Origin of the sequence: Hyphomonas sp. NPDC076881 (genome assembly GCF_050269995.1) — a bacterium.
Classification (GTDB): Bacteria; Pseudomonadota; Alphaproteobacteria; order Caulobacterales; family Hyphomonadaceae; genus Hyphomonas.
In genome coordinates this window covers 1-24582 of the sequence record NZ_JBNNJJ010000015.1, presented here as the reverse complement: position 1 = coordinate 24582, position 24582 = coordinate 1, and the positions used below count along the sequence as shown (strand labels likewise).

24 protein-coding genes are annotated in these 24582 nt (G+C 63.6%); 14 read left to right on the top strand and 10 right to left on the bottom strand.

Features of this window, described 5'->3' with window-relative positions:
* Positions 1-67 precede the first annotated feature (67 nt).
* The 4 genes from ACQKI2_RS15395 to ACQKI2_RS15380 all read right to left on the bottom strand — a co-directional run bounded on the left by ACQKI2_RS15395 (position 68) and on the right by ACQKI2_RS15380 (position 3620).
* Positions 68-361, bottom strand: a complete 294-nt coding sequence (locus tag ACQKI2_RS15395; protein ID WP_114106462.1) for an addiction module antidote protein — start codon at positions 359-361, stop codon at positions 68-70.
* Positions 351-653 (bottom strand): type II toxin-antitoxin system RelE/ParE family toxin, encoded by a 303-nt coding sequence (locus tag ACQKI2_RS15390; RefSeq protein ID WP_427380487.1) that lies wholly within the window; start codon positions 651-653, stop codon positions 351-353. The genes ACQKI2_RS15395 and ACQKI2_RS15390 overlap by 11 nt, the downstream gene beginning before the upstream one ends.
* Before the next feature lie 88 nt (positions 654-741).
* Positions 742-2061 (bottom strand): M23 family metallopeptidase, encoded by a 1320-nt coding sequence (locus tag ACQKI2_RS15385; RefSeq protein WP_427380486.1) that lies wholly within the window; start codon positions 2059-2061, stop codon positions 742-744.
* A gap of 188 nt (positions 2062-2249) precedes the next feature.
* Entirely contained in the window at positions 2250-3620 is a 1371-nt protein-coding gene (locus tag ACQKI2_RS15380; RefSeq protein ID WP_427380484.1) for a peptidoglycan DD-metalloendopeptidase family protein, read from the bottom strand.
* A gap of 197 nt (positions 3621-3817) precedes the next feature.
* Here ACQKI2_RS15380 and ACQKI2_RS15375 point away from each other — a divergent pair, with 197 nt between their 5' ends.
* From ACQKI2_RS15375 to ACQKI2_RS15345, 7 genes are all read left to right on the top strand, one after another.
* Entirely contained in the window at positions 3818-7123 is a 3306-nt protein-coding gene (locus tag ACQKI2_RS15375; RefSeq protein WP_427380483.1) for an intermembrane phospholipid transport protein YdbH family protein, read from the top strand.
* Between the two features lie 76 nt (positions 7124-7199).
* A complete protein-coding gene (locus ACQKI2_RS15370) occupies positions 7200-7391 on the top strand; it encodes a YnbE family lipoprotein (RefSeq protein WP_035598353.1) in 192 nt (63 codons plus the stop codon).
* Between the two features lie 26 nt (positions 7392-7417).
* Positions 7418-7768, top strand: a complete 351-nt coding sequence (locus ACQKI2_RS15365) for a YdbL family protein (protein WP_427380481.1) — start codon at positions 7418-7420, stop codon at positions 7766-7768.
* Positions 7769-7792: 24 nt separating this feature from the next.
* On the top strand, positions 7793-8134 hold the full coding sequence (locus ACQKI2_RS15360) for a hypothetical protein (RefSeq protein WP_427380480.1): 342 nt from the start codon (positions 7793-7795) through the stop codon (positions 8132-8134).
* Between the two features lie 99 nt (positions 8135-8233).
* Entirely contained in the window at positions 8234-8881 is a 648-nt protein-coding gene (locus tag ACQKI2_RS15355; protein ID WP_427380479.1) for a histidine phosphotransferase family protein, read from the top strand.
* An 87-nt stretch (positions 8882-8968) separates the two neighbouring features.
* On the top strand, positions 8969-9334 hold the full coding sequence (locus ACQKI2_RS15350; RefSeq protein ID WP_114106457.1) for a response regulator: 366 nt from the start codon (positions 8969-8971) through the stop codon (positions 9332-9334).
* 69 nt (positions 9335-9403) lie between these two features.
* A complete protein-coding gene (locus tag ACQKI2_RS15345) occupies positions 9404-10240 on the top strand; it encodes a CheR family methyltransferase (protein ID WP_427380478.1) in 837 nt (278 codons plus the stop codon).
* A 10-nt stretch (positions 10241-10250) separates the two neighbouring features.
* Here the strand turns inward: ACQKI2_RS15345 and ACQKI2_RS15340 are convergent, their stop codons facing one another.
* A complete protein-coding gene (locus ACQKI2_RS15340) occupies positions 10251-10676 on the bottom strand; it encodes a DUF7662 domain-containing protein (RefSeq protein ID WP_427380477.1) in 426 nt (141 codons plus the stop codon).
* Positions 10677-10857: 181 nt separating this feature from the next.
* Here ACQKI2_RS15340 and mnmA point away from each other — a divergent pair, with 181 nt between their 5' ends.
* Complete coding sequence (gene mnmA, locus ACQKI2_RS15335; RefSeq protein ID WP_427380476.1) at positions 10858-12042, top strand: tRNA 2-thiouridine(34) synthase MnmA; 1185 nt, start codon at positions 10858-10860, stop codon at positions 12040-12042.
* Positions 12042-12593 carry a chloramphenicol phosphotransferase CPT family protein gene (locus tag ACQKI2_RS15330; RefSeq protein ID WP_427380475.1) on the top strand — a complete coding sequence of 184 codons (552 nt, stop codon included), beginning with the start codon at positions 12042-12044 and terminating at the stop codon, positions 12591-12593. Before mnmA ends, ACQKI2_RS15330 begins: the two co-directional genes overlap by 1 nt.
* An 11-nt stretch (positions 12594-12604) precedes the next feature.
* Here ACQKI2_RS15330 and ACQKI2_RS15325 read toward each other — a convergent pair whose 3' ends face one another.
* From ACQKI2_RS15325 to carB, 3 genes are all read right to left on the bottom strand, one after another.
* On the bottom strand, positions 12605-13666 hold the full coding sequence (locus tag ACQKI2_RS15325; RefSeq protein WP_427380474.1) for a mitochondrial fission ELM1 family protein: 1062 nt from the start codon (positions 13664-13666) through the stop codon (positions 12605-12607).
* Between the two features lie 30 nt (positions 13667-13696).
* Positions 13697-14170, bottom strand: a complete 474-nt coding sequence (gene greA / locus ACQKI2_RS15320; protein WP_035598329.1) for a transcription elongation factor GreA — start codon at positions 14168-14170, stop codon at positions 13697-13699.
* Positions 14171-14240: 70 nt separating this feature from the next.
* Positions 14241-17519, bottom strand: coding sequence for a carbamoyl-phosphate synthase large subunit (carB, locus tag ACQKI2_RS15315; RefSeq protein WP_427380473.1), 3279 nt, complete (start codon positions 17517-17519; stop codon positions 14241-14243).
* 266 nt (positions 17520-17785) lie between these two features.
* Between carB and ACQKI2_RS15310 the strand changes: the two genes are divergently transcribed.
* Positions 17786-18232: an REDY-like protein HapK gene (locus ACQKI2_RS15310; protein ID WP_427380472.1), complete on the top strand. Its 447-nt coding sequence runs from the start codon at positions 17786-17788 to the stop codon at positions 18230-18232.
* Positions 18233-18306: 74 nt separating this feature from the next.
* Entirely contained in the window at positions 18307-19545 is a 1239-nt protein-coding gene (locus tag ACQKI2_RS15305) for a hypothetical protein (protein ID WP_427380471.1), read from the top strand.
* A 73-nt stretch (positions 19546-19618) separates the two neighbouring features.
* On the opposite strand, the gene ACQKI2_RS15300 is transcribed toward ACQKI2_RS15305, so the two are convergent.
* Positions 19619-19963 carry a YMGG-like glycine zipper-containing protein gene (locus ACQKI2_RS15300; protein WP_427380470.1) on the bottom strand — a complete coding sequence of 115 codons (345 nt, stop codon included), beginning with the start codon at positions 19961-19963 and terminating at the stop codon, positions 19619-19621.
* 71 nt (positions 19964-20034) lie between these two features.
* Complete coding sequence (locus ACQKI2_RS15295; RefSeq protein WP_427380469.1) at positions 20035-20769, bottom strand: MBL fold metallo-hydrolase; 735 nt, start codon at positions 20767-20769, stop codon at positions 20035-20037.
* Positions 20770-20881: 112 nt separating this feature from the next.
* Here ACQKI2_RS15295 and ACQKI2_RS15290 point away from each other — a divergent pair, with 112 nt between their 5' ends.
* The 3 genes from ACQKI2_RS15290 (at position 20882) to ACQKI2_RS15280 (ending at position 24131) form a co-directional block, all read left to right on the top strand.
* Positions 20882-21853 (top strand): M48 family metallopeptidase, encoded by a 972-nt coding sequence (locus tag ACQKI2_RS15290; RefSeq protein WP_427380468.1) that lies wholly within the window; start codon positions 20882-20884, stop codon positions 21851-21853.
* 398 nt (positions 21854-22251) lie between these two features.
* Positions 22252-22851, top strand: coding sequence for a TetR/AcrR family transcriptional regulator (locus ACQKI2_RS15285; RefSeq protein ID WP_427380467.1), 600 nt, complete (start codon positions 22252-22254; stop codon positions 22849-22851).
* An 89-nt stretch (positions 22852-22940) separates the two neighbouring features.
* Positions 22941-24131 (top strand): amino acid aminotransferase, encoded by a 1191-nt coding sequence (locus ACQKI2_RS15280; RefSeq protein ID WP_427380466.1) that lies wholly within the window; start codon positions 22941-22943, stop codon positions 24129-24131.
* Positions 24132-24582: the final 451 nt, after the last annotated feature.

Genomic DNA, 24582 nt, shown 5'->3' with positions numbered 1-24582 from the left:
CGACAGGGATCATCCCGGATCGAACAAAAGCCCCGGCGTCTGAAGGCGCCGGGGCTTTTACATGCGGTTATGCCGCTTCCTTGGGAACCACTTGAAGCTGAAGCCCGAGACTGTCGAGAATGGCCGTCAATGTCGAGAGTTTCGGATCGCCCTCTTCGCTCAGGGCTCGGTAAAGCCCCGCGCGCGTAAGGCCAGACTTCTCGGCGAGAGCCGTCATTCCCACGCTGTCAGCGATCGCGCGAAGGAGTGGCTTGATGTTTTCAGGCCCGACTTCCTCCATCGCCGCTTCAATGAAGACAATAACATCCTCAGCCGTCTGAATATGATCGCCGGGGCGGAAAGGTTTTGTCTTAATTGTCACCTTCGGTCTCCTCTGCCAGCCGGACAGCTCTGGCAATATCCTTGTCCTGAGAGTCTTTGTCTCCGCCGCCAAGAAGAAGAACGAGTTCTTCTCCTCTGAGCGTGAAGTAGACCCGGTATCCCGGTCCGAAATGAAAGCGCAGTTCCGAAACCTTATGGCCGACAGATTTATGGTCGCCGAAATGCCCGCTCTCCTGGATCGCAACAAGTCGCGCCGTGATGCGGATTTTGGCTTTTCTGTCCTTCAGCCCGCCGAACCATTGTTCAAAGGCATCGGTCTGTTCGATTTTCATTCAGCCTCCGGCGAATTTTGTATACGCCAGTATCCACAATATGTCAACTGTAGTATACTTATACGGCTGAGCTGATCGCGGACGCCCCTCAAGGCGCCGGGGCGTTGGTCATCCGGGCGGTGCTGGCGGTGGCGGCGAAAAGCTGGCTGCCGGCCGCTTCATTCCGGAAAGTGTCGATCGCGTCGCGCTGGGCTTCGAAGGCGGCAAGCACGGCCTTGTTGCCGGTAATGTCGCGCCCCGTCGGCAGCGCCAGCGTTTCCGGGTTCACATAGAAGCCGTTACGCAGCACTTCATAATGCAGATGCGCGCCGGTGCTGGAACCGGTGGAGCCGACATAGCCGATCACCTCGCCGCGCATCACGGTGCGCCCCGGCGTCAGATTCTCGGCAAAGCCGGACATATGCGCATAAACGGTTTCATAGCCGCGTTCATGCCGTATGCGGACGAACCAGCCATAGCCTTCGCCATAGCGCATATCGGTCACGAGGCCCGAGCCCGCCGCGCGGATCGGCGTACCCACCGGCGCGCGGAAATCGATACCGGCATGCAGCAGCATTTCGCCGGTGATGGGGTGCATGCGGTTGCCGAAGCCGGAGCTCATCTCGCCCCCGCGCACCGGATCGCGCAGCAGGAATTCGTCGCCCGCAATGCCGCTGCGGCTGAAGAATTCGGGCAGGCCCGTATCTTCCGGCGTAAACCGGTACCAGCTGCCGGAGGTTTTGGCGCCATTGAAGGCAGCAAAGACAAGATCGCCTGCCTCCAGGAAATTGCCGCGCTCATCGGTGACCACTTCAATCACGGCATCAAACCGCTCGCCCCTGCGCCCGCCTTTGGCCAGGGCAGGATCTTCGGGGAAGAGGCCGGCAAACATGTCGGCATGCTGGCGGGTGCCGCCCCCGGCGATGATGGCGTCAGCGAGGCTCGTGTCGATGCGGCCCGCAACGCGGTGCAGGGCTGTGGTCGTGCGGGCGGACAGAAGATTGGCCGTGAACCGGCCATCGCTGCTCCGGCTGGCCACCAGGGTTGCCTTGGGGCTCAGCTTGGCGCTGACGCCGGCCAGCCGCTCGCGCCCGTCTTCCCCCGCCTCGAACCAAGCCGACAGCGCCGTGCCGGGGCGCAGGCGCTGGCCGCGCGTGGGTGAGGCGTCGCGCAGCGCCACGGCGGCGGCTGTGGCATCTTCCGGGCTCGCGCCCAGCACTTCGAGCACATCCATAGCCGAAACACTGGCCGTCACCGTGCCATTGCGGGTCACGGTTTCGGTTTGCCCCGCTTCGGCGCGTAAATCGTTGATCTGCAGCAGGCTCAGCGGTTTCAGGGTTTCCGGTTCGGCCCGCACCAGCAGGAAAAGCGCCAGGATGATGAGAATAACCGCGCCCCCGCCGATGCGTTCAGCGGTACGGGAAGTCATGTCCAGACGCCGTACGGCGACAGGAATCCGAGGCGGTTTTCGCGTTCGTTTCATGCCGTTTCTCCCATCCAGGGGCCGAGAAGGGCCTAGGTCTGGCAGTGAGGAAGCAAGAAAGGGACCAGAATCGCCCCAGAGGAGAGATTCTTGTGCAGCCAGTCTCGCTGTGGGTTAAGAATTCTGATGTCTGTTCAGGGGCTTACAGGCGCTTCCTGAGGCATTAGTTGAGCCATCGGGCCCGTCCCGCCATTGCGCAGGGAGTCGATGCTCTGCTTGTACTGCAGGAACTCGGCCAGCATGGCCGGTTCCTCGGAAAGCTTGCGCCCCGTCGGCAGTTTCAGCGACATCGCATTCACCGGCTTGCCGTCCACATACACTTCATAATGCAGGTGCGGGCCGGTCGATGCGCCGGTGGAGCCGACATAGCCGATCACATCCCCCTGGCGCACTTTCATGCCCGGCTTCAGTCCGCTGGCATAGCGCGAGAGGTGGGCATAGGCGGTCTCATAGCCGCGCGTATGCTTGATCTTGATGAAATTGCCATAGCCGCCATTCCAGCTCGCCCGCTGCACGGTGCCCGAGCCGGCCGCATAGATCGGCGTGCCCGTGGGGGCGGCAAAGTCGGTGCCCTTGTGCAGGCGGGTATAGCCCGAGATAGGGTGGCGCCGCGTGCCGAAATTGGAGGAGATGCGCGCCCCGTTGATCGGCGTCTTCATCAGGAATTTCGTGGCGCTTTCGCCCTTCTCGTCGAAATAATCCGGCACGCCGTCATCGCTGGGCGCAAAGCGGTAGAAGCCGCGCTTCAGCGCCTTCCCGTCGAGCGCCGCATACAACACCTCGCCATGGCGCACGGGGTTGCCGCGCTCATCCACGAAGGTCTCGAAGAAAATCTCGAACCGGTCGCCGGGGTGAATTTCCCGTTGAAAGTCAATGTCATAGGCAAAGGCGCTGGCAAAATCGACGACCTGCTGATCCCCCGCGCCCAGCTTCAGGGCGGCGTTATAGATCGATCCGTCAATCTCTGCGGCCACCCGCTTGTAGCTGGGGGTCAGTTTCGCGTTCAGCTGCGTTGCCTGCCAGCCGCCCTCCAGCGTGCGCGTCACCAGCAGGCTGCGATCGGCGTCCGCCTTGATGGCCAGCGCCGTCAGCCGGCCGTCTTCGACGAAGGTTTCCGCTTCCAGGCCGGGGCGCAGGCGCCGGTGATCGATCAGATCCTTGCTGTAGACAGCCTGCAGCGCGGCATTGGCTTCGCCCACAGGCGCGCCCAGCCGGCTGACCAGGCCGGTCAGGGTTTCATTCCGCTCCAGCTTGCCTTCAGCCTTCACCAGCTGGCGCGGCGTATCGGCCACATCCACCGCGGACACCAGCCGCGCGGCCAGGGGCAGGGGCACCGCCGCGTCTGCCGTATGCACGATCGCAGCGTCCGGCCGCCCGGCCATTACTAGGCCTGCAAGCGCTGAGGCCGACCCCAGAACACCCAGCACAACGAGGCTTTTCATACCCTGGGAAAGGTTGCGTTTCGGCGGGTTTGCCGGGGCGATGGGAAAGTCGTCCTGGTTCAAGCTCGGTATCCTGTCTTCTGACGCCCCCCGGCCCTTTGGGCTGGAATGGAACTTCAGCGCCCTATTTTCGTCTCCTGATCAACTTAAGGATTCGAGAGGTTGGAACGCCTGAATTACATGCCACTTTAGGACTTTATGGCGTAGTAGAAGCAAGAAGCAAGCCGGTCGGACCAGTGAAGCCTGTCGACTCTTTGGAGATGAAGCGCCTCTCAGGGGAGGCGTCGCCTCGCCAGCATGTCTGGCCGAGACGGCTGCTCTATGGCTCCGCCATCTTCCTTGTGGCCTCCACTGGTCTTGTCTGGATGCTGCGAAAACCCATTTCAGAACAAGCACTTGACGCCTGGTGTGCCGAGCGGGATCTGATCTGCGACGCCCGTTTCACCCGCATCGGCTTTGGCGGCGCCACCTTGACGGGGGTGCGCATCGCGTCGGGCCCGGACGTGCCGGCAGAAGCCGAGGAGATCATTGCGCGCCTGTCCTGGCCAAAGCTGTTTACCCCCCAGATTGATGGAATTTCGATCACTGGCCTCCAAATGCGGGGCACTCTGGATGCCACAGGATTGAAATTTTACGGGCTGGAACGTCTGGCCGCGCCCTCCGGTGAGGGCGGCGCCGCTGCGCCCCCCATCGATATCCGTGACGCCCGCATTTACCTTCAGACACCCTTTGGCGCGGCGGCCGCCACGCTGAATGTCTCCGGCAGCTTTCCGGAGAACGCCACCGCCTCCCTGGCGCTTGATCCGGCGCGCCTGGCGCTGGGTGACGCGCGGATGGTGCTGGGCGAAGCGCTGCTGAAAGCCCGGATCACCGGCGGCGAGGTCACCGGCGAGCTGCGTCTGGCGTCAGATTCGGCGCAGGCTGGCGGCTATACCGCTACCGGCTTCAGCCTTGCGGCCGAAACGAGTTTCCCGCTCAGCGGCGACGGCGCCACGGCGCTCGAATGGTCCGCCCGCCTGGCGCAGGGGGCCTCGCCCGAGGCAAGCCTCAGCGGTCTGCGCACGCGCGGCCGGGCGGAGTTTGACGTGCTGCCGGATATGTCCGCCGGCAGTATCCTCGGCGCGCTCACCCTTGCGGTGGCGCAGGTCGAGTTCGACCGGGCAGAGGCCTCCGGCTGGTCCGTTGGCGAAACGGCTTTCAATACCGAGCTTGAAGGCAGGAACGGCGCCTTTCAGGGCCCGGTCTCGCTGGAGGCCAGCAATTTGGCCGGCCCGCCCGGCACGGCCACCGAATGGCGCCTGGCCGGCGATCTTGCCCGCTCAGCCGATCGCCGCATCGATTTCACCGGCGGCGTTCAGCTCAACGGCACCGCGCTGACGGCAGAGACGCTCGCCCCGGTCACCAATGCCCTGAAGCTGCCGGGCGTTCTGGAGGCCCATGGCGCAGCCCTCTCCGGCGCCCTGACGCGCGCCTCGAAGGATTTCGACACCGCCTTCGGCCTGCGCGCCACCCTGCGGGACGGCGATCTGCGCGTTGATGCGGATGGGCCTTCCGCGCTGGCGGCGGCCTCCGGGCTTCGTCTGGAGGCGGATGGTCCGGATGGCGGCAGTTGGCTGCGCGTGCAGGGCGGGGACGTGCTGATGAGCGGCAGCCTGCGCCTTTCCGGGGGCGGCATGCCCCGCATGGCGGCAGACCTCGGCGCCACGCGCCTCAGCCAGACCTCGCTCAGCCTCGAAGGCGCGTCGCTCAACCTCGCCCCCTGGCCGGCCGGCGGGCGCACCATCGCGGCAGATTTCAGCGCCTTTGATTACACCGCAGAGGCGGGCGGCTTCCAGGCGCGCGGGCAGGGGGAGTTTACCCTCACCGGAGAGCTGGAAGGCGTCACCCTTCAGCGCACGCGCCTCGCCGGCGGGCTCAGCGCCGTGCAGGATGCGGCTGGCCTGCGTGTCCAGTCCGATGGCAATCCATGCCTCGCCGTCACCTCGGATGGCATCGTCACGGGCGGCATCACCATTCCGTATGCTTCCTTCAATATTTGCCCCGTAGACGGACGGTTTATCCGTCAGGGCAGCCCGCTCAGCGGCGCCGCCAGCCTTGGCAATGTCGATGTCCCGATGCAGTTTTCCGGCGGCGAAGGCACACTCGCCCTGCGCAGCGCCAAGGTGAACTGGACCCTCTCAAACGGCTTCCAGATGATTGTCGGCGCCGATACGCTCAGTATGCCGATGACGCTGGGCGAGAACACCCTCACGATAGACAGCGGCGCGCCGGAAATCCGCCTTGCTACCGGTTCCGGGCCGGTGCGTATCATCGCAGGCCTCGGCCAGACCCAGTTTGGCGGCGGCATGATCCCGGCGAATGTCTCGGCGGCGCATTTCGGCTTTGAAGGCACCAGCGCCCCTGGCGGTCTGTCGGGCGATGTCTCGGCCCGCAGCGTCCGGATTGCCGACACGCTGGAAGACCCGATCTATGAGCCTGTGCTGGGCGATTTTGCCGGCCGCATCGAAGGCCAGCGCCTGGTGGCCTCCGGCCCCCTGCGGCTGGAAACGTCCGGCACGCAGATCGCCGAAGCCCGCGCCGACCTCAACATCTTCGATCTGGAAGGCACCGCCGCCATCAATTCGCAGCGGCTGGTCTTCTTCCCCGGCGGCATTCAGCCTTCGATGATTTCCCGCCGCCTCGTCGGTCTCTTCACCGCCGCTGAAGGCGAGTTCAACGGTGACGCGGCCTTCACCATCAATGGCGGCGATATTCAGGGCACGGCGGATCTCACGGTCAGCAATTTCGGCTTCCAGACCACCCGCCTTGGCCGGGTCAGCGGCATCGCGGGCAATGTCCGCTTCACCGATGTGATGAAGCTCACCACGGCGCCGCAGCAGGAAATCACCATCAGCAGTGTCAATCCCGGCATTCCTTTCTCCAATGGCCGCGTCCTGTTCAATCTGGAAGAGGGCAAGACCCTGCATCTGGACGAGGTGTCCTTCCCCTTCGCCGGGGGAGAGCTGGCGCTTGCCCCGCTCGACTGGTCGCTCAGCGAAGGCGCAGACCAGCGCGTCGAGGTCACCGCCAGCCGGATCAACCTCACCCAGCTGATCGAAGTGCTGAAACTGCCCGATACCGCCGCTGAAGGCACGGTCAGCGGGTCCTTCCCGATCGAGTTCACGCCCACCTCCGTCTATGTGCGCGATGCGCGCCTGCGGGCCGATGAAGGTGGGCGCCTCTCCTATACCGGCGGGGCGGTGAATGCCGCCGCCGAGAACGATCCCACCGCGGCCATGGCCTTCAACGCGCTGCGGGATCTTGAATTCTATGTGCTGGAAGTCAGCCTGTCGGGAGATCTGGCAGACCAGATGCAGGCAGGCATCATTCTGGCCGGGCGCAATATCCGCTCGGTGCCTGTGGGCGGGGCCATCACCATGCCGCCCGGCCAGGCTTTCGAGTTTTCGATGAACTTCAACCTGCCGCTCACCCAGCTGATCGAGCAGGGGCTCCAGTCAGCCAATGCCAGCACGTTGATCGGCATTGCCACCGGCCTGGAGGAGGGCGGCCAGCCGCCACCTGAATGACAGGCAACAGCCGCGTCGATTGACGTTAAGAACGGGCGTGTCATTGTCCGCCTGCAATATGAGGAGTTTTCGCCTTATGAGGTTCCAGCCAGTCATACTTGCCGCGGCAGGGGCCATCGCCCTGTCGGCTTGCACGCACGTCGTGAAGCTCGAGCCGTCGGACAAGCCCATCAAGATCGACCTCAACGTCAACATCACGCAGGAAGTGCGCATCAAGCTGGACCGTGAAGTGTCCGACCTGATCGCGAACAACCCTGACCTGTTCTGATAGCCAGGTCCCCTGGGGAGACACACATGACCATTCTTCGTACTCTGATCCTCGGCCTTGTTCTGGTGTTTGGTGGCATCACGGCCAGCCAGGCCTTCGCGCAAGGCGACCCGCAGATCCAGACCGCCCGGTCTACCGGCGTCATCGGCGAGCGTATCGACGGCTATCTCGGCGTGGTCGGCTCGGCCGACGCTGAAGTCGTCCGCAAGGTGCAGGACATCAACAACCGCCGCCGCGCCCTCTATGAGAAGACGGCGGCTGAAACCGGCACAACCGTTCAGCAGGTCGCCCGCATCGCCGGCGAGAAACAGCTCGCCGAGCGGGTCCAGGCGGGTGAGTTCTACATGGACGAGTCCGGTTCCTGGAAAAAGAAGTAAGCTTCGGCAACAGCATGGCCCCGGATGGCGAAAGCCGTCCGGGGCTTGCCTTTTCGGGTGCCAGGCTGTCCATCCGGTGTCTGGAAATGTCCGAAATTGTCCGGAACTGTCCGGATTTGTCCTGGTTATGACCCCATGTCGCTTCGCCTGATCCTTTGGATTGCCGCCGCTTTTGCCGCCCTGGGCGTCCTGCTCTGGGGCCTCGCCATTTTCTGGCAGGGAATGGGAATCGGCATCAGCGGCCATGGCTGGTTTGCCTTCATTTTGGGCGGCGTGTTCACTTTGGCGCTCTCGATGGGTCTTTTTCTGCTGACATTCCACAGCGCCCGCCATGGTCACGATGATATTGATGGCCCCAGCACCTGAGCCACACGGCTGTTACCGGAGTGTCATCGCTCATTTGTTGACAGTCCCGGCGGCTCACCTGATCCTGCGGCATATGCTGACAACACACGGGCTGAACCAATGAACCTCGATCATGCGCGATTCGCCGCGTTTCTCTCCGCGCGGCTCTGTCACGACATCGTTTCTCCTGCAGCCACGATGTCGCTCTCGCTGGAAATGCTCGACAGCCCCGGCAGCGCCGAGGAAAAGGAGCAGTCCGAACGGATGCTCCGCGAGGGCGCGCATGGGGTGACCGCCACGCTGCAGTTCCTGCGCTACGCCTTCGGTTCGATGGGCCTGCAGGCCGGCACCGCAGATGTTCATCAGTTCAAGAAGCTGACCGACGACTATCTCCGCTTCCAGAAGCCCAGCATCGACTGGGATCTGGGCGCGCCCGAACTCAGCTTTGCCGAAGCCCGGCTGATCATGAACCTCGTCATGGTCTGCCTCACCGCCACCGTGCGCGGCGGGGTCATCCATGTGAATGTCCGCGAGGACAACGGCCAGAAGACGCTGACGCTGACCTGCAAGGGCGACCGGCTGAAGCTCAAGGAGGATGTGGTGAAAGCCCTCAAGGGCGAGGAGCCAGACCATGGCTGGCGCCCGGAGAATATCCAGCCCCTGTTCGCCAAGCTCACCTGCGACAGCCTGGGCGGCACGCTGCATGCCCGCCAGATGGCCGATGGCACCGTCGTGTTCATGGCCACGGGCCTCAAACCTCAGGGCTGATCCCGCCTGGTCAGGCTTTGTTAACCCGCTTCAGGCAGGCATGTGGCCGGTTAGCCGCATTCCCGCCCATCCGGAGCCCTGCCGTCCATGCGCACCTGCCTCATCGTCGACGATTCCCGTGTTGTCCGCAAAGTGGCCTCCCGTATCGTCCGGGATCTCGGTTTCTCGGTCACCGAGGCCGGGGATGGCGCTGAAGCGCTGAAAATGTGCCGGGAATCCATGCCCGATGCCATCCTGCTGGACTGGAACATGCCCACCATGAATGGCATCGACTTCCTGCGCGCCCTGCGCCGGGAAGAGGGCGGCAAGGTGCCGCGGATTGTGTTCTGCTCGATTGAAAATGATCCCGAACACATCAATGAAGCCCTGCGCTCCGGCGCGGATGAATTCATCATGAAGCCTTTTGATGCGGACATCCTGGAGAGCAAATTCGCTGAAGTTGGGCTGATCTGAAGCCTTTCTTAAGAAAAAGCGGCCTAACGGTAACCTTTGGGGCGCCCGCGCCTCGTGGCGGAGCAGGATATGCAGGAGACGGTGTTCAACGTGCTCGCAGACCTGGCCTTGAAGGCCACGGGTCAGGCGATCCCGCCGTCACGCGCCTATCTCATGGAAGCGCGCCTGGCCCCGCTTGCCCGCCGCGAAGGCTTCGGCACGCTGTCTGATCTCGTCCATTGCCTGGAATCGCGCCAGAATCCGGTGTTCCGCAACGAAGTCGCCTCGGCCCTGCTGACGCATGACACCTGGTTTTTCCGGGAACGATCCGTCTTCGATACGGTGATCAACACCATTCTGCCCGAGCGGCTCGATGCCACCCAGTCCGGCCGGCTGCGCGTCTGGTGCGCCGGCGGCAGCTCAGGCCAGGAGGCTTACTCCCTCGCCATGCTGCTGGAGGATGAGCCCGGCGCCAGCCTGCGCAGCGCCAAGATCGAGATCCTCTCGACCGATTACTGCAAATACTCCACCGAAAAGGCCCGCCTCGGCGTCTATAACCACTATGAAGCCCAGCGCGGCCTCTCGATCTTCCGGCTGATGAAACACTTCACCCGGATGGACAGTGGAGACTGGCAGGCAAACGAGACGATCCGTTCCCGTGTCAGCTTCCGCCAGCACAACCTCATGGAAACCGCCTCGGGCCTCGGCAAGTTCGACCTGATCTTCTGCCGCCATGTCCTCTCGGGCATGTCCAAGGCCGCGCGGATGCGCGTCGCCGAAGTCCTGGTGGCCCAGATGGCGCCCGGCGCCGTCATCCTCCTCGGGGAAGGGGAAACCTTCCAGGGCCTCACCGACCTCCTCGAACCCGCCCGCGACATCCGCCAGGGCTGGGTCGCAGCGGGGACCGCGAACAGGGCGGCGGCTTAGAACTGAAAGTTCAACCCTTTATAATAATTTCTATATTTTCTTCAGGTACGCCAAAGTTTGCAGCAAGGCCGGCTTTTGCTTGAGCAATGGTCAGTGCATGGACTGGTTGCGAGAGGGCAGAGCGGGGATCTGCTGTTCCAACCGCTCTCACTTCCCCCAATCCGGTGTGGAAAGGCGCGATGCCGGCAAAAGCGTTGCGCCGGACGAAAGTGATGGTTTTATTTTCCAGATCAAGGTTTTCTGTGCGCCAGCCGGCATCCTGCCAAGACGAACTTTGCGCATGTCCACCCGCCTGGTTCGCCCACCAAGCGGGATGCTCGTGTGCGCTCGCCGGTAGTTCAAAGCCAAGAACCTGCTCAATTTCATCGAAAGATGCGCGCCAATAAGATTTGTTCAGGTTGGCGAGGTGGGTCGTTAGGCGGTGATACTTACTCATGAAAGTCTCCTTAGTTGCACGAACAATGTATCATAATTTATTATAACTTCAAACTCTATTTTGATCTGTCTTGTAAATTTATTATATGGGTCAGCGGGCCTCTCGCAACGACGACCTTTTTGTCCTATATCCCCGCCAACCAACCAGCTGCTCCGGGCCTTGACCCCGGTGGGAGTGAGAGATGACGACCGATACCGCTGCGTGGCCCGCTGGCCGCGTCAATTCGCTTGGCTTTGCCAAGCCCCCCCATGAAACCCGCGTTGTGGCGGCCATGTCTGGCGGCGTGGACAGCTCCGTTGTGGCCGCAATGCTGAAGGCCGAAGGCTATGACGTGATCGGCATCACGCTGCAGCTTTACGATCATGGCGCCGCCATCGAGAAGAAGGGCGCCTGCTGCGCCGGCCAGGACATTCACGACGCGCGCAACGTGTCCGATGCCATCGGCATTCCCCATTATGTGCTCGATTACGAATCCCGCTTCCGCGAGCAGGTGATGGAGGATTTTGCCGACACCTACCTCTCCGGCTCCACGCCCATCCCCTGCATCCGCTGCAATCAGACGGTCAAGTTCGCAGATCTCCTCGCCACCGCGAAGGAACTCGGCGCCGATTGCCTCGCCACCGGCCACTATATCCGCCGCGTGGACGGCCCCGATGGGCCAGAGCTTCACCGCGCCCATGATGCCAGCCGCGACCAGTCCTATTTCCTGTTCGCCACCACGCGCGAACAGCTCGATTTCCTGCGCTTCCCGCTGGGCAGCCTTCCGAAGACGGAGGTTCGCGACCTCGCCGGGAAATTCGGCCTGCAGGTCGCCGCCAAGCCCGACAGCCAGGACATCTGCTTCGTGCCAGATGGCTCCTATGCCAGGGTCGTCGAGAAGCTGCGCCCCGGTTCGGGCCGCGGCGGCGAGATCGTGCATCTGGATGGCCGCATCCTCGGCAATCATGACGGCGTCATCCACTACACCATCGGCCAGCGCCGGGGCCTTGGCGTGGCCACCGGCGATCCGCTGTTCGTGGTGAAGATCGACGCGCCGAAACGCCGGGTCATCGTTGGCCCGCGCGAAGCGCTCATGACGCGCGGCCTGCTGCTGGAAGAACTCAACTGGCTGGGGCAGGGCAGCCTGGAAGAGGCCGCCACGCAGGGCGCGCGCGTGCTGATCCGTGTGCGGTCCACCCGTCCGCCCGTGCCCGGCTGGCTCGGCTATGAAGAAGGCGCCCCAGCGGTGTTCTTCGATGCGCCCGATGAAGGCGTCGCGCGCGGCCAGGCGGCTGTGCTCTATGACCCCGATGGCGGCACCCGCATCCTCGGCGGCGGCTTCATCGCCCGGCCCCTGCCGGCCGACGCGCGCGTGGCGGCGGCCTGATGCCGGCTATCGTTGTTCTCAACGGCACCAGCAGCGCGGGCAAATCATCGCTTGCCCGCGCTTTGCAGCAAGCTGCCGCAAGGAATTTTCTGCATGTGCAGATGGACGCTTTCCTGGGCATGCAGCCGCCCCGGCTGAATAATCATCCGGATGCGTTTGTGTTCCTGCCTGTCGAGGGCGCTGACCCGCCGGAGATCGCCATTGAAACAGGGGATTTCTGTCAGCAATTGCTCGACGGTATGCGCCGGTCAGTCAAAGCCCTTGCCGATGCAGGGCTGGATCTCGTCGTGGACGATGTCTGGCTGCAGGGGAATGAGCAGCATGCGTACGAAGCGCTCCTCCGTGAGCATACGGTTCATTTTGTCGGTGTGTACGCCTCTCTTGAGGCCTGTGAGGTAAGGGAGCGGGCGCGGGGAGACCGGGACCTGGGGCAGGCGCGCTGGCAGCACGCCAGAGTGCATGTAAATGCACGCTATGATCTTGAGGTCGACACCACTGAAACCACGCCCGAAAAGGCGGCAGAGATCATTGCAAAAAGGTTTGAGCTCTAGGTTCCAGCGGCTCAGCCCAGCCAGTCCGGCGCCTTCACGCTGCCTGAAAAGCTTGGCGGCGGGTAGCGCTCCAGCAGCTTCTCCACGATGAGGTCGGCCACGCGGTCTGCCTCCCGCAGGGGTTCGTACGACCACTGATCAAGCTGTCCGCCAAACCAGCGGGCCACGCCGCGCTGGATCAGGCTGTCATGCAGCCGGTCGAACTTGTCGGCGCGCCCTTCCAGCCGCGCGATATGCACCGGCAGGCCATGCCAGGCGGCCTCCGACAGCATGTTGGAGCTGTCCTCGGTCACGATGGCCGCATTGGAGAAGAGCAGCCACGCCAGATAGGGGTTCGGCCCGTCCTGCGGCCCGGCCCAGAAGGCGGCGCCGATATCGCCCGCCATCTGGCGGAAGCGCGCGGCAACCGGCACCGGCGTGCGGCGCGATGCCGTCAGCCGCAGGCGCCAGCCATCGGCCGCCAGCGCGCGCATCTGCCCTTCCAGCCGGTCAGCGGCGGCGTTGGTGAAGGTATGCACCCGCGAATCCCCGCCCAGGATCACAATCGCAGACCGGCGCGTTTCATCGGCAAGGCCGGCAAAGGCCTGCGCTGCTTCCTCCAGCGCCTCGGGTGAGAAATAGGCCGGCGAGCCCACTGTGCGCACCACATTCGGCCCGCTCACCGCGTCATGCTCGGGCACAACCAGCAGGTCAAAGTTCGACGGGTCCACATAAGGGTCGAGGATCTGTACCGTGAAGGTTTTCCCGCCCGACGCTGCGCGCGCATACTTCGTCATCGGCGCCGAGCGCCGCCCGGCGGCAATCCACACTGTCGGCCAGGGCGGCGTCAGCAGCGCGCGCTGGTCCTTCGGCAAGGCATGCAGGGGGGAGGGCCACCGGTCCGCCGGCAGCCAGCGCCAGGGCGCGCGAGGCGTCAGCACCAGCGGCTCCTGACGGTGCGCCGACCCCGCAATGTGAGCAATCTTCATCCAGCGGCTGGTCGCGCCCAGCGCGGCCGTCAGCGCGCGCACCTGCGCGGCATTGCCGGCGCGGCCATCGGAGACCGCCCAGATCGATGGGCCGAGGGAGGCCATGCTGGCCGGTCCTTTGTTTGCGGTTAGGCCTTACTTGTAGACGACCTTGATCACTTCATAGGCGCGGGCGCCGGCGGGCGCGGCCACTTCGGCCTCGTCGCCTTCTTCCTTGCCGATCAGGGCGCGGGCGATGGGGGAAGTCACAGAGATCTTGCCCTGTTTCACATCCGCTTCGTCTTCGCCGACGATCTTGTAGGTCTGCTCTTCCTCGGTATCGACATCGGCAATCGTCACCGTGGCGCCAAAGCGCACCTTGCCGCCGCTGAGCTTGCTCACATCGATCACATCGGCGCGGGCCAGCTTGTCGTCGAGCTCGCTGATCCGGCCTTCGATGAAGCTCTGCTTCTCCTTGGCGGCATGGTATTCAGCGTTCTCCGACAGGTCGCCATGCGAGCGGGCTTCGGAAATGGCCGCAATAATGCTCGGGCGCTCAACGGATTTGAGCACCTTCAGTTCGGCCTGAAGCGCGGCATGGCCTTCAGCGGTCATCGGAATGCGTTCCATCGAGAGTTTCCCTCATTCTTAGCGGCAAAAAGCGTTGTCGCAAAAATCAAGGGCGTCAAGTGGTGCCCGGTCAGGCGCTTTGCAAGGCGCGGACGGAGATTTCCTGTGATTTCATGCTGGCAATGGCTTTGACCGCTGCCAGAGACGCTGCGAGCGTTGTAAAATAAGGAATTTTTCTGGCCACCGCCGTCCGGCGAATGGACGCAGAGTCCGACAGCGAGGCGGCCCCTTCGGTGGTGTTGAACACGAGTTGGACATCGCCATTGATCATGGCGTCCACAATATGGGGCTGGCCTTCCAGCACCTTGTTGACCCGTTTGACCGGAATGCCCTTCGATTCGAGATGGTCGGCCGTGCCGCTGGTCGCCAGAATGGTGAAGCCAAGCGAGGCGAGGCTGCGGGCGGCTTCTTCGGCGCCCTTCTTGTCGCTGTCGCGCACGGAGATGAACACGGTGCCTTCTTCGGGCAGGCGCACGCCGCCGCCCAGCTGGCTCTTGAGGAAGGCCATGCCGAAATCATCATCCCAGCCCATCACTTCCCCGGTCGAGCGCATTTCCGGGCCAAGCTGCGGGTCAACGCCGGGGAAGCGGGCAAACGGGAACACCGCTTCCTTGATCGCGATGCGGCGCGGGCGGGCGTTGGAAAGGTCAAAGCTGGACAGCGCCTCGCCCGCCATCACCTTCGCCGCAATGCCGGCAATCGGCGCGCCGACGGCCTTGGCCACGAAGGGCACGGTGCGGCTGGCGCGCGGATTGGCTTCCAGCACATAGATGTCTTCGCCCTTGACCGCGAACTGGATGTTGATCAGTCCACGGACGTTGAGCGCCATGGCAAGCTGGGCGGCCTGCTCGGCCAGGCGTTTCTGCAGATCCGCCGAAAGCGTGAAGGGCGGCAGGGCGCAGGCAGAGTCGCCCGAATGCACGCCCGCTTCCTCGATATGCTCCATGATGCCGGCCACATGCACGGTCACGCCGTCACAGATGGCGTCCACATCCACTTCGATGGCATCGGCCAGATAGCGGTCGATGAAGAGGGAAGCGTCGCCCGAAACCTTCAGGGCCTCGGCGGCAAACTTGCGCAGGTCTTCATCATTGCGGGCAATTTCCATCGCCCGGCCGCCCAGCACGAAGGAAGGCCGCAGCATCACCGGATAGCCAATCTCGTTGGCCTTCACCTCTGCCTCTTCCACGCTGCGCGCGGTGCGGGAAGGCGCCTGCTGGATGTTCAGCTTGTCGAGCAGGGCCGCAAACTGTTCGCGGTCTTCGGCGAGATCGATGGACTCCGGGCTCGTGCCCAGAATCGGCACCTGCTCATGGAAAAGCGGGCCTGCCAGTTTCAGCGGCGTCTGCCCGCCGAACTGCACGATCACGCCGGCGAGTTCACCTGCGGACTGTTCCACATGGATGATCTCCAGCACATGCTCGATGGTCAGCGGTTCGAAATAGAGGCGGTCGGATGTATCATAGTCCGTAGACACCGTTTCCGGGTTGCAGTTGACCATGATGGACTCGATGCCAAGGTCTTCCATCGCGAAGGCCGCATGGCAGCAGCAATAGTCGAACTCGATGCCCTGGCCGATGCGGTTGGGCCCGCCGCCCAGGATGATGGCTTTCTTGCGCGAAGAGGGGCCGGCTTCACATTCTGCCGCCGCCTGGCCGAAGGGGGCGTGCTCGTAAGTTGAGTAGAGATAAGGCGTCTTGGCCGCAAACTCTGCCGCGCACGTATCAATGCGCTTGTAGACGGGGCGCACGCCAAGACCGTGGCGATGAGCGCGCACGGCGTCTTCGGTATGGCCGGTCAGCTCCCCCAGGCGCTTGTCGGAGAAGCCCATGGCCTTGATCTCGGTCATGCTGGCGACATTGCCCGGCAGGCCGTTGGCCACGATCAGGGCTTCGGTCTTCACGATCTCTTCGATCTGGCGCAGGAACCAGGGGTCAAACGAGGTGACGGCCTGCACGTCTTCCACGCTCAGCCCCATGCGGAAGGCCTGCGCAATCACGCGCAGCCGGTCGGGAGACTGGATGCCGAGCGCCTGGCGCAGCGCGCTCTCGCTCTCGAAGGGCAGTTCGTTGAGGCCCGAAAGCCCGGTTTCCAGCGAGCAGAGCGCCTTCTGCAGGCTCTCCTGGAAGCTGCGGCCAATCGCCATTGCTTCGCCCACGGATTTCATCGCCGTGGTCAGCACAGGCTCGGCGCCCTTGTATTTCTCGAAGGCAAAGCGCGGGATCTTGGTGACGACATAGTCAATCGTCGGCTCGAACGAGGCGGGCGTCACGCCCGTGATGTCATTGTCCAGCTCGTCCAGCGTGTAACCAACGGCAAGCTTGGCGGCGACCTTGGCAATCGGGAAGCCGGTCGCCTTGGAGGCAAGCGCCGAGGAGCGCGACACGCGCGGGTTCATCTCGATCACGACGAGGCGCCCATCCTTGGGGTTCACCGCAAACTGCACGTTGGAGCCGCCGGTCTCCACGCCAATCTCGCGCAGCACCGCGATCGAGGCGTTGCGCATCACCTGATATTCCTTGTCCGTCAGCGTCAGGGCAGGGGCCACGGTGATCGAGTCGCCGGTGTGCACGCCCATCGGGTCGATATTCTCGATCGAGCAGATGATGATGCAATTGTCCGCCGTATCGCGGACCACTTCCATCTCGTATTCTTTCCAGCCGAGCAGGCTCTCATCGATCAGGATCTGCGCGTTGGGCGAGGCGGCCAGGCCCGAGCGGCAGATCTCTTCATACTCTTCCACATTATAGGCAATGCCCCCGCCCGTGCCGCCCAGGGTGAAGGCCGGACGGATGATGGCGGGCAGGCCGACCGTTTCCAGCGCGTCCATCGCCTGTTTCAGGCCTGTCAGGCGGTCATAGCGCTTGGGCTTGCCCGGTTCGGCAGGCAGCTCTGGCGAGGCAATGATCGCTGCGCGCGGGTTTTCCAGGCCCAGCCGGTCCATCGCCTCGCGGAACAGCTTGCGGTCCTCGGCCATCTCGATGGCCTCGGCCTTTGCGCCGATCAGCTCGACGCCGTATTTCTCCAGGATGCCGGCATAATGCAGGTCCAGCGCGCAGTTCAGCGCCGTCTGCCCGCCCATCGTGGGTAGCAGCGCGTCGGGGCGCTCGGCCTCGATGATCTTTTCCACCACTTCGGGCAGGATCGGCTCGATATAGGTCGCGTCCGCCAGCTCCGGATCGGTCATGATCGTGGCGGGGTTGGAGTTCACCAGGATCACCCGGTAACCCTCTGCTTTCAGGGCTTTGACGGCCTGAACGCCGGAATAATCGAACTCGCAGGCCTGGCCGATAATGATCGGGCCGGCGCCGATAACGAGGATCGAGGAGATATCTGTGCGCTTGGGCATGGGTCGTGGTCTCCTCACAGGCGGTCAAACGGCTGCCCGATAGCAGGGAGTCGGGCGCGGGGGCAAGGCGCAAGGTGCGCGAACACCCCTCTTCGGGGGGAAGCGCGGCGCCTGGCGCGGTGCTACGGGCTGAAGCAGAGGAAATCCAGATGAAACACGCGCGTTTCGTCCCGCTTCTGCCCGGTCTTATCGCCGCACGGGCCCGGAAGGGGAACGCAGGCCGCCGATCAGGTGACATCTGCCAACTGCTTCAGGAGGGAAGACCCATGAAAACCAAACTCGCCGCCGCCGCCCTGGCCCTGCTTCTGGCGGCCTGTGACAATGCCCCGGTGCCCGCGCCCGCCGCAGATGCCCCCGCCGGCACGGTGGACGCCGTCAGGCAAGCCCCGGTCGAAGTCACGCCCAACCTCTTCATCCTCTACACGCTGAAAGAGGGCGTCACCCCGGCGCAGTTCGAGGAATGGGTGCGCGCCACCGACCAGCCCGCCATGCGCAGCCTTGCCCGCGTCCAGTCCTTCCGCACCTACCGGGCCGAGCGCCTGCTCGTCGGCGAGGGCGCCCCCGGCATCGCCTATATCGAAGCCTTCGCCATTCCAGACCTCGATGGCTTCACCAATGAGGACATGGCCGGGCAAACCGTCCAGGCCGTGATGGGCGAATTCATGGGCCTTGTTGAGGCCCCGCAGTTCATCATTGTGTCGGAAGTAAAGTAACGCGGCCCAATCTGATCGGGGACGGCGGATGTCAACCTCCCGCAATGCTGCCGTCCGGTTCTGGAGATATTCAAGTGCGACACGTCCTGAAATCCGCCCTGTGCGCGGCCGCCCTCATGGCCGGCGCGGCGCTTCAGGCAGTTGCCGACGACGCCACCTGCGAGACGGAAAAGCTGGGGGCCGCTCTGGAGTCTGTTCAGGCGGTCATAAAGGATGGCACGACCTTGGCGGCCTACGTCCCGCAAATGGACAGCTATGTAAAAGCATGTCCCAATCAAGCTTGGATCAATGTTCTCGGGGGTGAACTCGATCTGATCGTCTTCAGGGGTCTGCGCCAGGCCAATGGTGGCGCGCCGGCCCAGGATTCCGTCAATTATCTTGCGCGGGCGTTCGAGCGATCCAATGTATTTTACGCCGGGCCGGACGAGACCCGTAATCGCCGCACCAACATCGCCACCAGCTACAACTTCTATAATACCCTGGACTACAGTATCGCTTCAGACAGCCGGGGCGCGATCATCGGAGAGCTGGTGACCCTGGCATTGGCCGGCACGGTCCATCCCTATCTTGCCGCCACAACACCGCCAGAGTGCAAAGGCTGGCTGGTCTCTGACGCACAAACCATCAGCTACAAGATCAGCACTGCCGCAGACACGCCCTTGCTGGCCTTCGTGGAAGCCGCTGCCGAAGCCTGCCGGAACCAGCCCCTCCGATCCAGCCTGTCGCCAAGTGCCTTGCTGGCGAAAGCGTATCTGCGCCTGATCGATACGGGACAAGTAACAGAACCGGACGAAGTTAAGCGGATGCTTCTTGCCGCTGAAGACAATGCCAAAGCATATCTTGGTGACGACGAATTCGTTGCCTTCTATTTTGACAAGACAGACGTCAACAAGCTGAAAAGCTTGCTGCGAAAGTATGGCGTTCATAGCGGGCCGGGCGAAGCGGTCATTGATCGTGCGCTCTGGTTCACGCCGGAATACATCGGTAGCGAAGCTGCCATCCGCTCCATCGTCTATTCGCTGGACGATTACTGGACACCGCTCGCCGCAGGAGACACCGAGGCCCCGGGAGAGGAGGTTGCCAAGGCACGCAACCGGATGACAGCCTATCTGTTGGAACTGAACAAGGAGGGCGGCGCGGCGGGCGTTCAGGATCAGGCCAGCGCCATGCTGCGAGACGCTGTCACCGCATTCCACAAGCGCGAGATCCTCTCCCCGGAGATGCAGGACCGGAAGGATATGCCCTCGTGGCTTTATGACGTGGTGATCCGGATATTGACGCCACAACCACCCGTCAGTTCAAATAGTCAGTAAACAAAGCAAAGCCCGGCATCATCTTGCGATGAGCCGGGCATGCTCCCTGGAGCGGGAATGCAGCGATGCTGGCTTACCAGCGGCGGGCATCATCGGGATAGCGGTCGCGCGCATCGACAACGCCGTCGCCATCGCTATCGTAATTGTACGGATCATAATTGGCGGGGCGGTTGCCCGTGCCGCAATCCCCGGCCTGGCTGCAGCCGCGGGCTGCGCCGGCCACACCGCCAACCGCTGCGCCAATGGCGGCGCCGCGTGTGGCATTGCCATCGCCCACATTGTTACCGATAGCGGCGCCGGCGGCCGCGCCAATCGCTGCGCCTGCAGCCGCATTGCGCTCTGCCGTGCCCGAAGAGGTGCACGCGGCCATGGCCAGCGCGCTGGCGCCGATCGCGGCAAGTTTCACGTATCCGATCATGGGTCGTTCCTTTCCTGTTAGTGGATGGAAAACGCAGCCTTGATGGATCAGTTCCTTAAATTACAGGGAGTTCAGGTATAGCGCTTGGACAGGCGTTGCAGCATTTCGTCGGCGTCGCCGCGCTCTGTGCCATTATAGCCGGTCACCGCATCGGCCACGAAGGGATTGTCCTGGCGTTCCTGGCCAAAGGTCGACATCGGCCCATGGCCGGGCACAAACCGCATCTGGTCGCCCAGCGGCCACAGCTTGCCGGTGATGGAATCGATCAGCTGCTGATGGTTCCCGCGCGGAAAATCCGTACGCCCCACAGATCCCCGGAACAGCACATCGCCCACAAAGGCCAGCGCCCCGTCCTGATGATAGATCACCACATGGCCCGGCGTATGGCCGGGGCAGTGGGCCACGCCGAATGTATTGCCGGCAAGGTCCAGTTCGTCGCCATCATCCAGATAGCGGTCAGGCTGCACATTCTTCCCGTCGCGGATGCCATAGCGCGCGCCGCTGGCTTCCACCTCGTCGAGCAGCCACTGGTCGTCCTTGTGCGGCCCGATGATGGGACAGCCGGTGCGGGCCTTCACGTCCATCGCCGCGCCCACATGATCAAGGTGCCCATGGGTCAGCCACACGCCGACAATCTTGACGCCGAAATGGTCGGCCGCCTGCATCAGCTTGTCCACCTCGCCGCCGGGGTCCACGAACACGCCTTCCTTGGTCTCGGTGGACCAGATCATGGACGTGTTCTGCTGCAGCGGCGTCACCGGAATGATCCGGATCTCGAGTTTCGGGGCGGGGGTCTGCTCGGTCATGGAGGCAAACATAGCGATCCCGGCCCGCTTCGCAATGCAGCGCGCGGTGTCTTTTCGCCTGCCAGACGCTGGGTTAACTCTTGCACAGACATATCTTCAGGAGCGCCCGGCGATGCCGCAGTCCAGACAGCCCATTCGCGCCAACGGGCTCGGCGATATCCTGGGAGGGCGTGGCGGGATCATCGTCATCGCCCTCATCGGCCTCTTCATCTACTGGCAGTCAAACCAGAAAGAGGTGCCCTTCGCGCCCGGCAAGAAACAGTTCAACACCCTGTCGGTGGCCGATGAGATCAAGCTCGGCCAGCAATCCTATCTGCAGATCCTCCAGCAGGAACACAGCCAGGGCAACACCGTGCTCTGCGCCGATGAGGCGAGCTGCCGGGGAGACGCCCGCCGGCTGACGGAAACGGTCCGCGAAATCGGCGCCCGGCTGGAGCGCGCCGCGCTGGAACTGGAAAACGACTATCGCACGCAGGGCTACCGGATGCCCGGCGTCGTGGAACAGTTTGACTGGACCTATTATGTCGTCGACTCGCCCACGCCCAACGCCTTCTGCCTGCCGGGCGGTTATGTGGCGGTCTATACCGGCATTCTCGACATCACCGGCAATTATGATGGCCGCGTCACGCTCGAGGATGTCGCCGATGTCAACAAGCTCGCCGTCGTCATGGGGCATGAGATCGGCCATGCCCTGGCCCATCACGGCGCCGCGCGGATGAGCACGCAGCAGATGCTGCAGATCGGTCAGGTCGCCCTCGCGGTCGGGGTAGGGGATATGGATGCCGGCCAGCGTCAGGCCGTCCTGCAGGCTTTCGGCGTCGCTGCCCAGGGCGGCTTCCTCGCTTTCTCCCGCGAACATGAAACCCAGGCCGACAAGATCGGCCTCGATCTGCTCGTGCGCGCCTGTTACGACCCCCGCGAAGCGCCCGAGCTGTGGGAGCGGATGGGTGAGATCGGCGGCGGCCAGCGCCCGCCCGAATGGATGAGCACCCACCCGGCCTCCGCCACCCGCGCCGAAAACTTCCGCAAATGGATGCCTGAGGCGATTGCAGAATATGAGCGCCGCTGCGGAAAGCTGATGTGAAAACGGCCCCCGCCGCAAAGCGAGGGCCGCCAAGGGCCATTCCCCATCGTGGAAGCGCGCCGCCTTGTGAGCTTTGCCCTTCCGACCCTGAAATCTGAGTAATAATGCCAGTCTGAACGCTTGATAACAATCGGCGCAGGGTGCGTTCAGAAAACTCTCCCGCCTGCGCCGGGGCGCGCCCAGGCCCGCTCAGGCCGTCAATTCAGCGCAAAAAAAAGCCGCGAAGGCTCCTCCTCCCGAAGCGCTTCGCGGCTGTGCAATGCAGTCCGTGCCGTCCACCGGCGTCACCCAGCCTGCAGTGTATCAAGTGAGCAGCGTGGGCCCCGTAAGACCCGCAACCAAAAAAAGGTTACCCTTTTTACATACCACTGGTATGGTAAGACGCAAGAGGTGTGGGGATGCCTAAACGCACAAAAGAACAGGCGGCTGAAACGCGCGAAGCCTTGCTGCGCGCGGCCCGTGAATTGTTTACAAATCAAGGCTTTGCGGCCACCAGTATCGCCGCCATCGTGGCGTCTGCGGGCACCACCAAGGGCGCGCTGTTTCACTATTTTAGCAGTAAGGAAGACATTTTCCTCGAGGTCTGGACTGCGCTGCAGCTGGAAATGGATGCCGCCGCCCGGGACGCCGCCACCGCCGCCCGCTCGAAAACAGACCCCTACGCGGCCTTTCTGGCCGGCTGCCGGGTCTATCTCGACTGGGCCATGCGCCCCGATTACCAGTCGATCGTCCTGATCGACGGCCCCTCGGTCCTCGGCATGGCCCGCTGGCATGAGCTCGATTTCCAGCTCGGCATGAACAACATGATGCGCGGCGCCGCCTATCTCGCCAGCCAGGGCCTCGTCCCGGAAGACCGCATCCGCCCGGCCGCCGTCCTGCTCCAGTCCGCCCTCAACGGCGCGGGCTTTGCCCTTGCCTCCAGCTACCAGGATGTCACCCGCGAAGAACTCTTCGCCGGCTTCGAAGCCCTCCTGCGCGGCCTGAAGCATTCTGCATAATCCTGGCGCGCAGATGCCAGCGGGCGGGGTTTATTATGCGGCGGAAAGCCGATACGGGTCAGCGCGAAAGAAAAGGGAAGGCCCTCCTCATGTCGCATTTCTCGCCGCTCTCCACGCTCCCGCCCGACGCCCTCCTGGGCCTGATGACCGCCTACCGCGCCGATGAGCGTTCGGAGAAGTTCGATCTCGGCGTCGGCGTCTACAAGGACGAGCATGGCGAAACCCCGATCCTTTCCGCCGTGCGCAAGGCAGAGGCCAAGCTCCTCGCTGCCCAGACCACCAAGGTCTATGAAGGCCCGCGCGGCAACACCGATTTCTGCGCCCATATCGAGAAATTCGTGTTCGGCGCCGATCATCCGGCCCTGAAGGAAAACCGCGTCCTCTCCTTCACCGCCCCCGGCGGCTGCGGCGCGCTGTTCCTCGGCGTCGGCCTGATGCGCCGCATGGGCACCCGCCGCGTCTGGGTGTCCAAGCCCACCTGGCCCAACCATCCCAACGTCGTCAAATCCCTCGGCCTTGAGGTCAAGGATTATGCCTATGCCCGCGACGGCGCCTTCTACAAGCTCGGCGCGCTGGCAGACCTCTCCACCGCCGAGCCCGGCGACGGCATTATCCTGCAGGGCCCCTGCCACAACCCCACCGGTATCGATCCGTCAACGGACGACTGGCGCGCGCTGGGCAGGCTCTGCCGCGACAAGGGCGTCATCGCGCTTCTGGACGTCGCCTATCACGGCTTCGCCTCCGGCCTCGACAAGGACATGGACGGCGTGCGCGCCTTCATCGAGGAGGCGGGCGAAGCGCTTGTCTCCTATTCCTGCTCGAAGAATTTCGGCCTTTACCGGGAGCGGACCGGCTGTTTCCTCGCCATCGGGAAGGATGCCGAAGGCATCGCGGCGGCCACCACCCATGTCGCCGATATGGGCCGCGCCACCTGGTCGATGCCGCCCGCCCATGGCGCCGGCATCGTCGCCACGGTGCTGGGGGATCGGGACCTGCGCGCCGAATGGGAGGCCGAACTCACTGCCATGCGTACCCGGATGATCTCCCTGCGCGTGGCCCTCGCCGATGCCCTGGTCAGCCATACCGGCTCAAACCTGCTCGCCGCCCTCAAGACGCAGAACGGCATGTTCTCGCAACTGCCGATCTCGGCAGAGGACACCGCCAAGGCGCGCGAGGCCGATGGCATCTACATGCCGTCCTCCGGCCGCATCAACATCGCCGGCCTCCACGCCAGCGACATCCCCCGCCTCGCCGAAACCCTTGCGCGGTATCTCGTCTAGGGCAGGGCGGCCGCCCTCAAGACCCTCACCTCCCACGCCCTGACGGGCGCGGGCCCCTCCTCTCCCAGAGGGAGAGGGGTTGGGACTTTGCGGCAAGCGCAACGCAAAACCCCTCTCCCGCGAAGCGGGAGAGGAGGGGCCCATTGCGCAGCAATGGGAGGTGAGGGCCGCCGCCCTATCCAACAATTCCCACGCCATAATCTACAAAATCCCCAATCCCCTCAACGCCTTAAAAATAAATCCCGCAATCCTTGTCCACCCCCTCCCGCGCCGGGCGTATGCTCCGTCCCATGATGAGTGTCGCCCGTCTCAGCAAGGAACCAGCGCTCGCGGAGTATTTCGCGCTCGTGCATCCTTTCTTCTGGTGGGTGTTCGTCTGGCAGATGCGGATCGCCGCAAAACACGTCCAGGCCGCCGGCCGCACGGGCGCGCTCATCCGCATCAGCTGGTG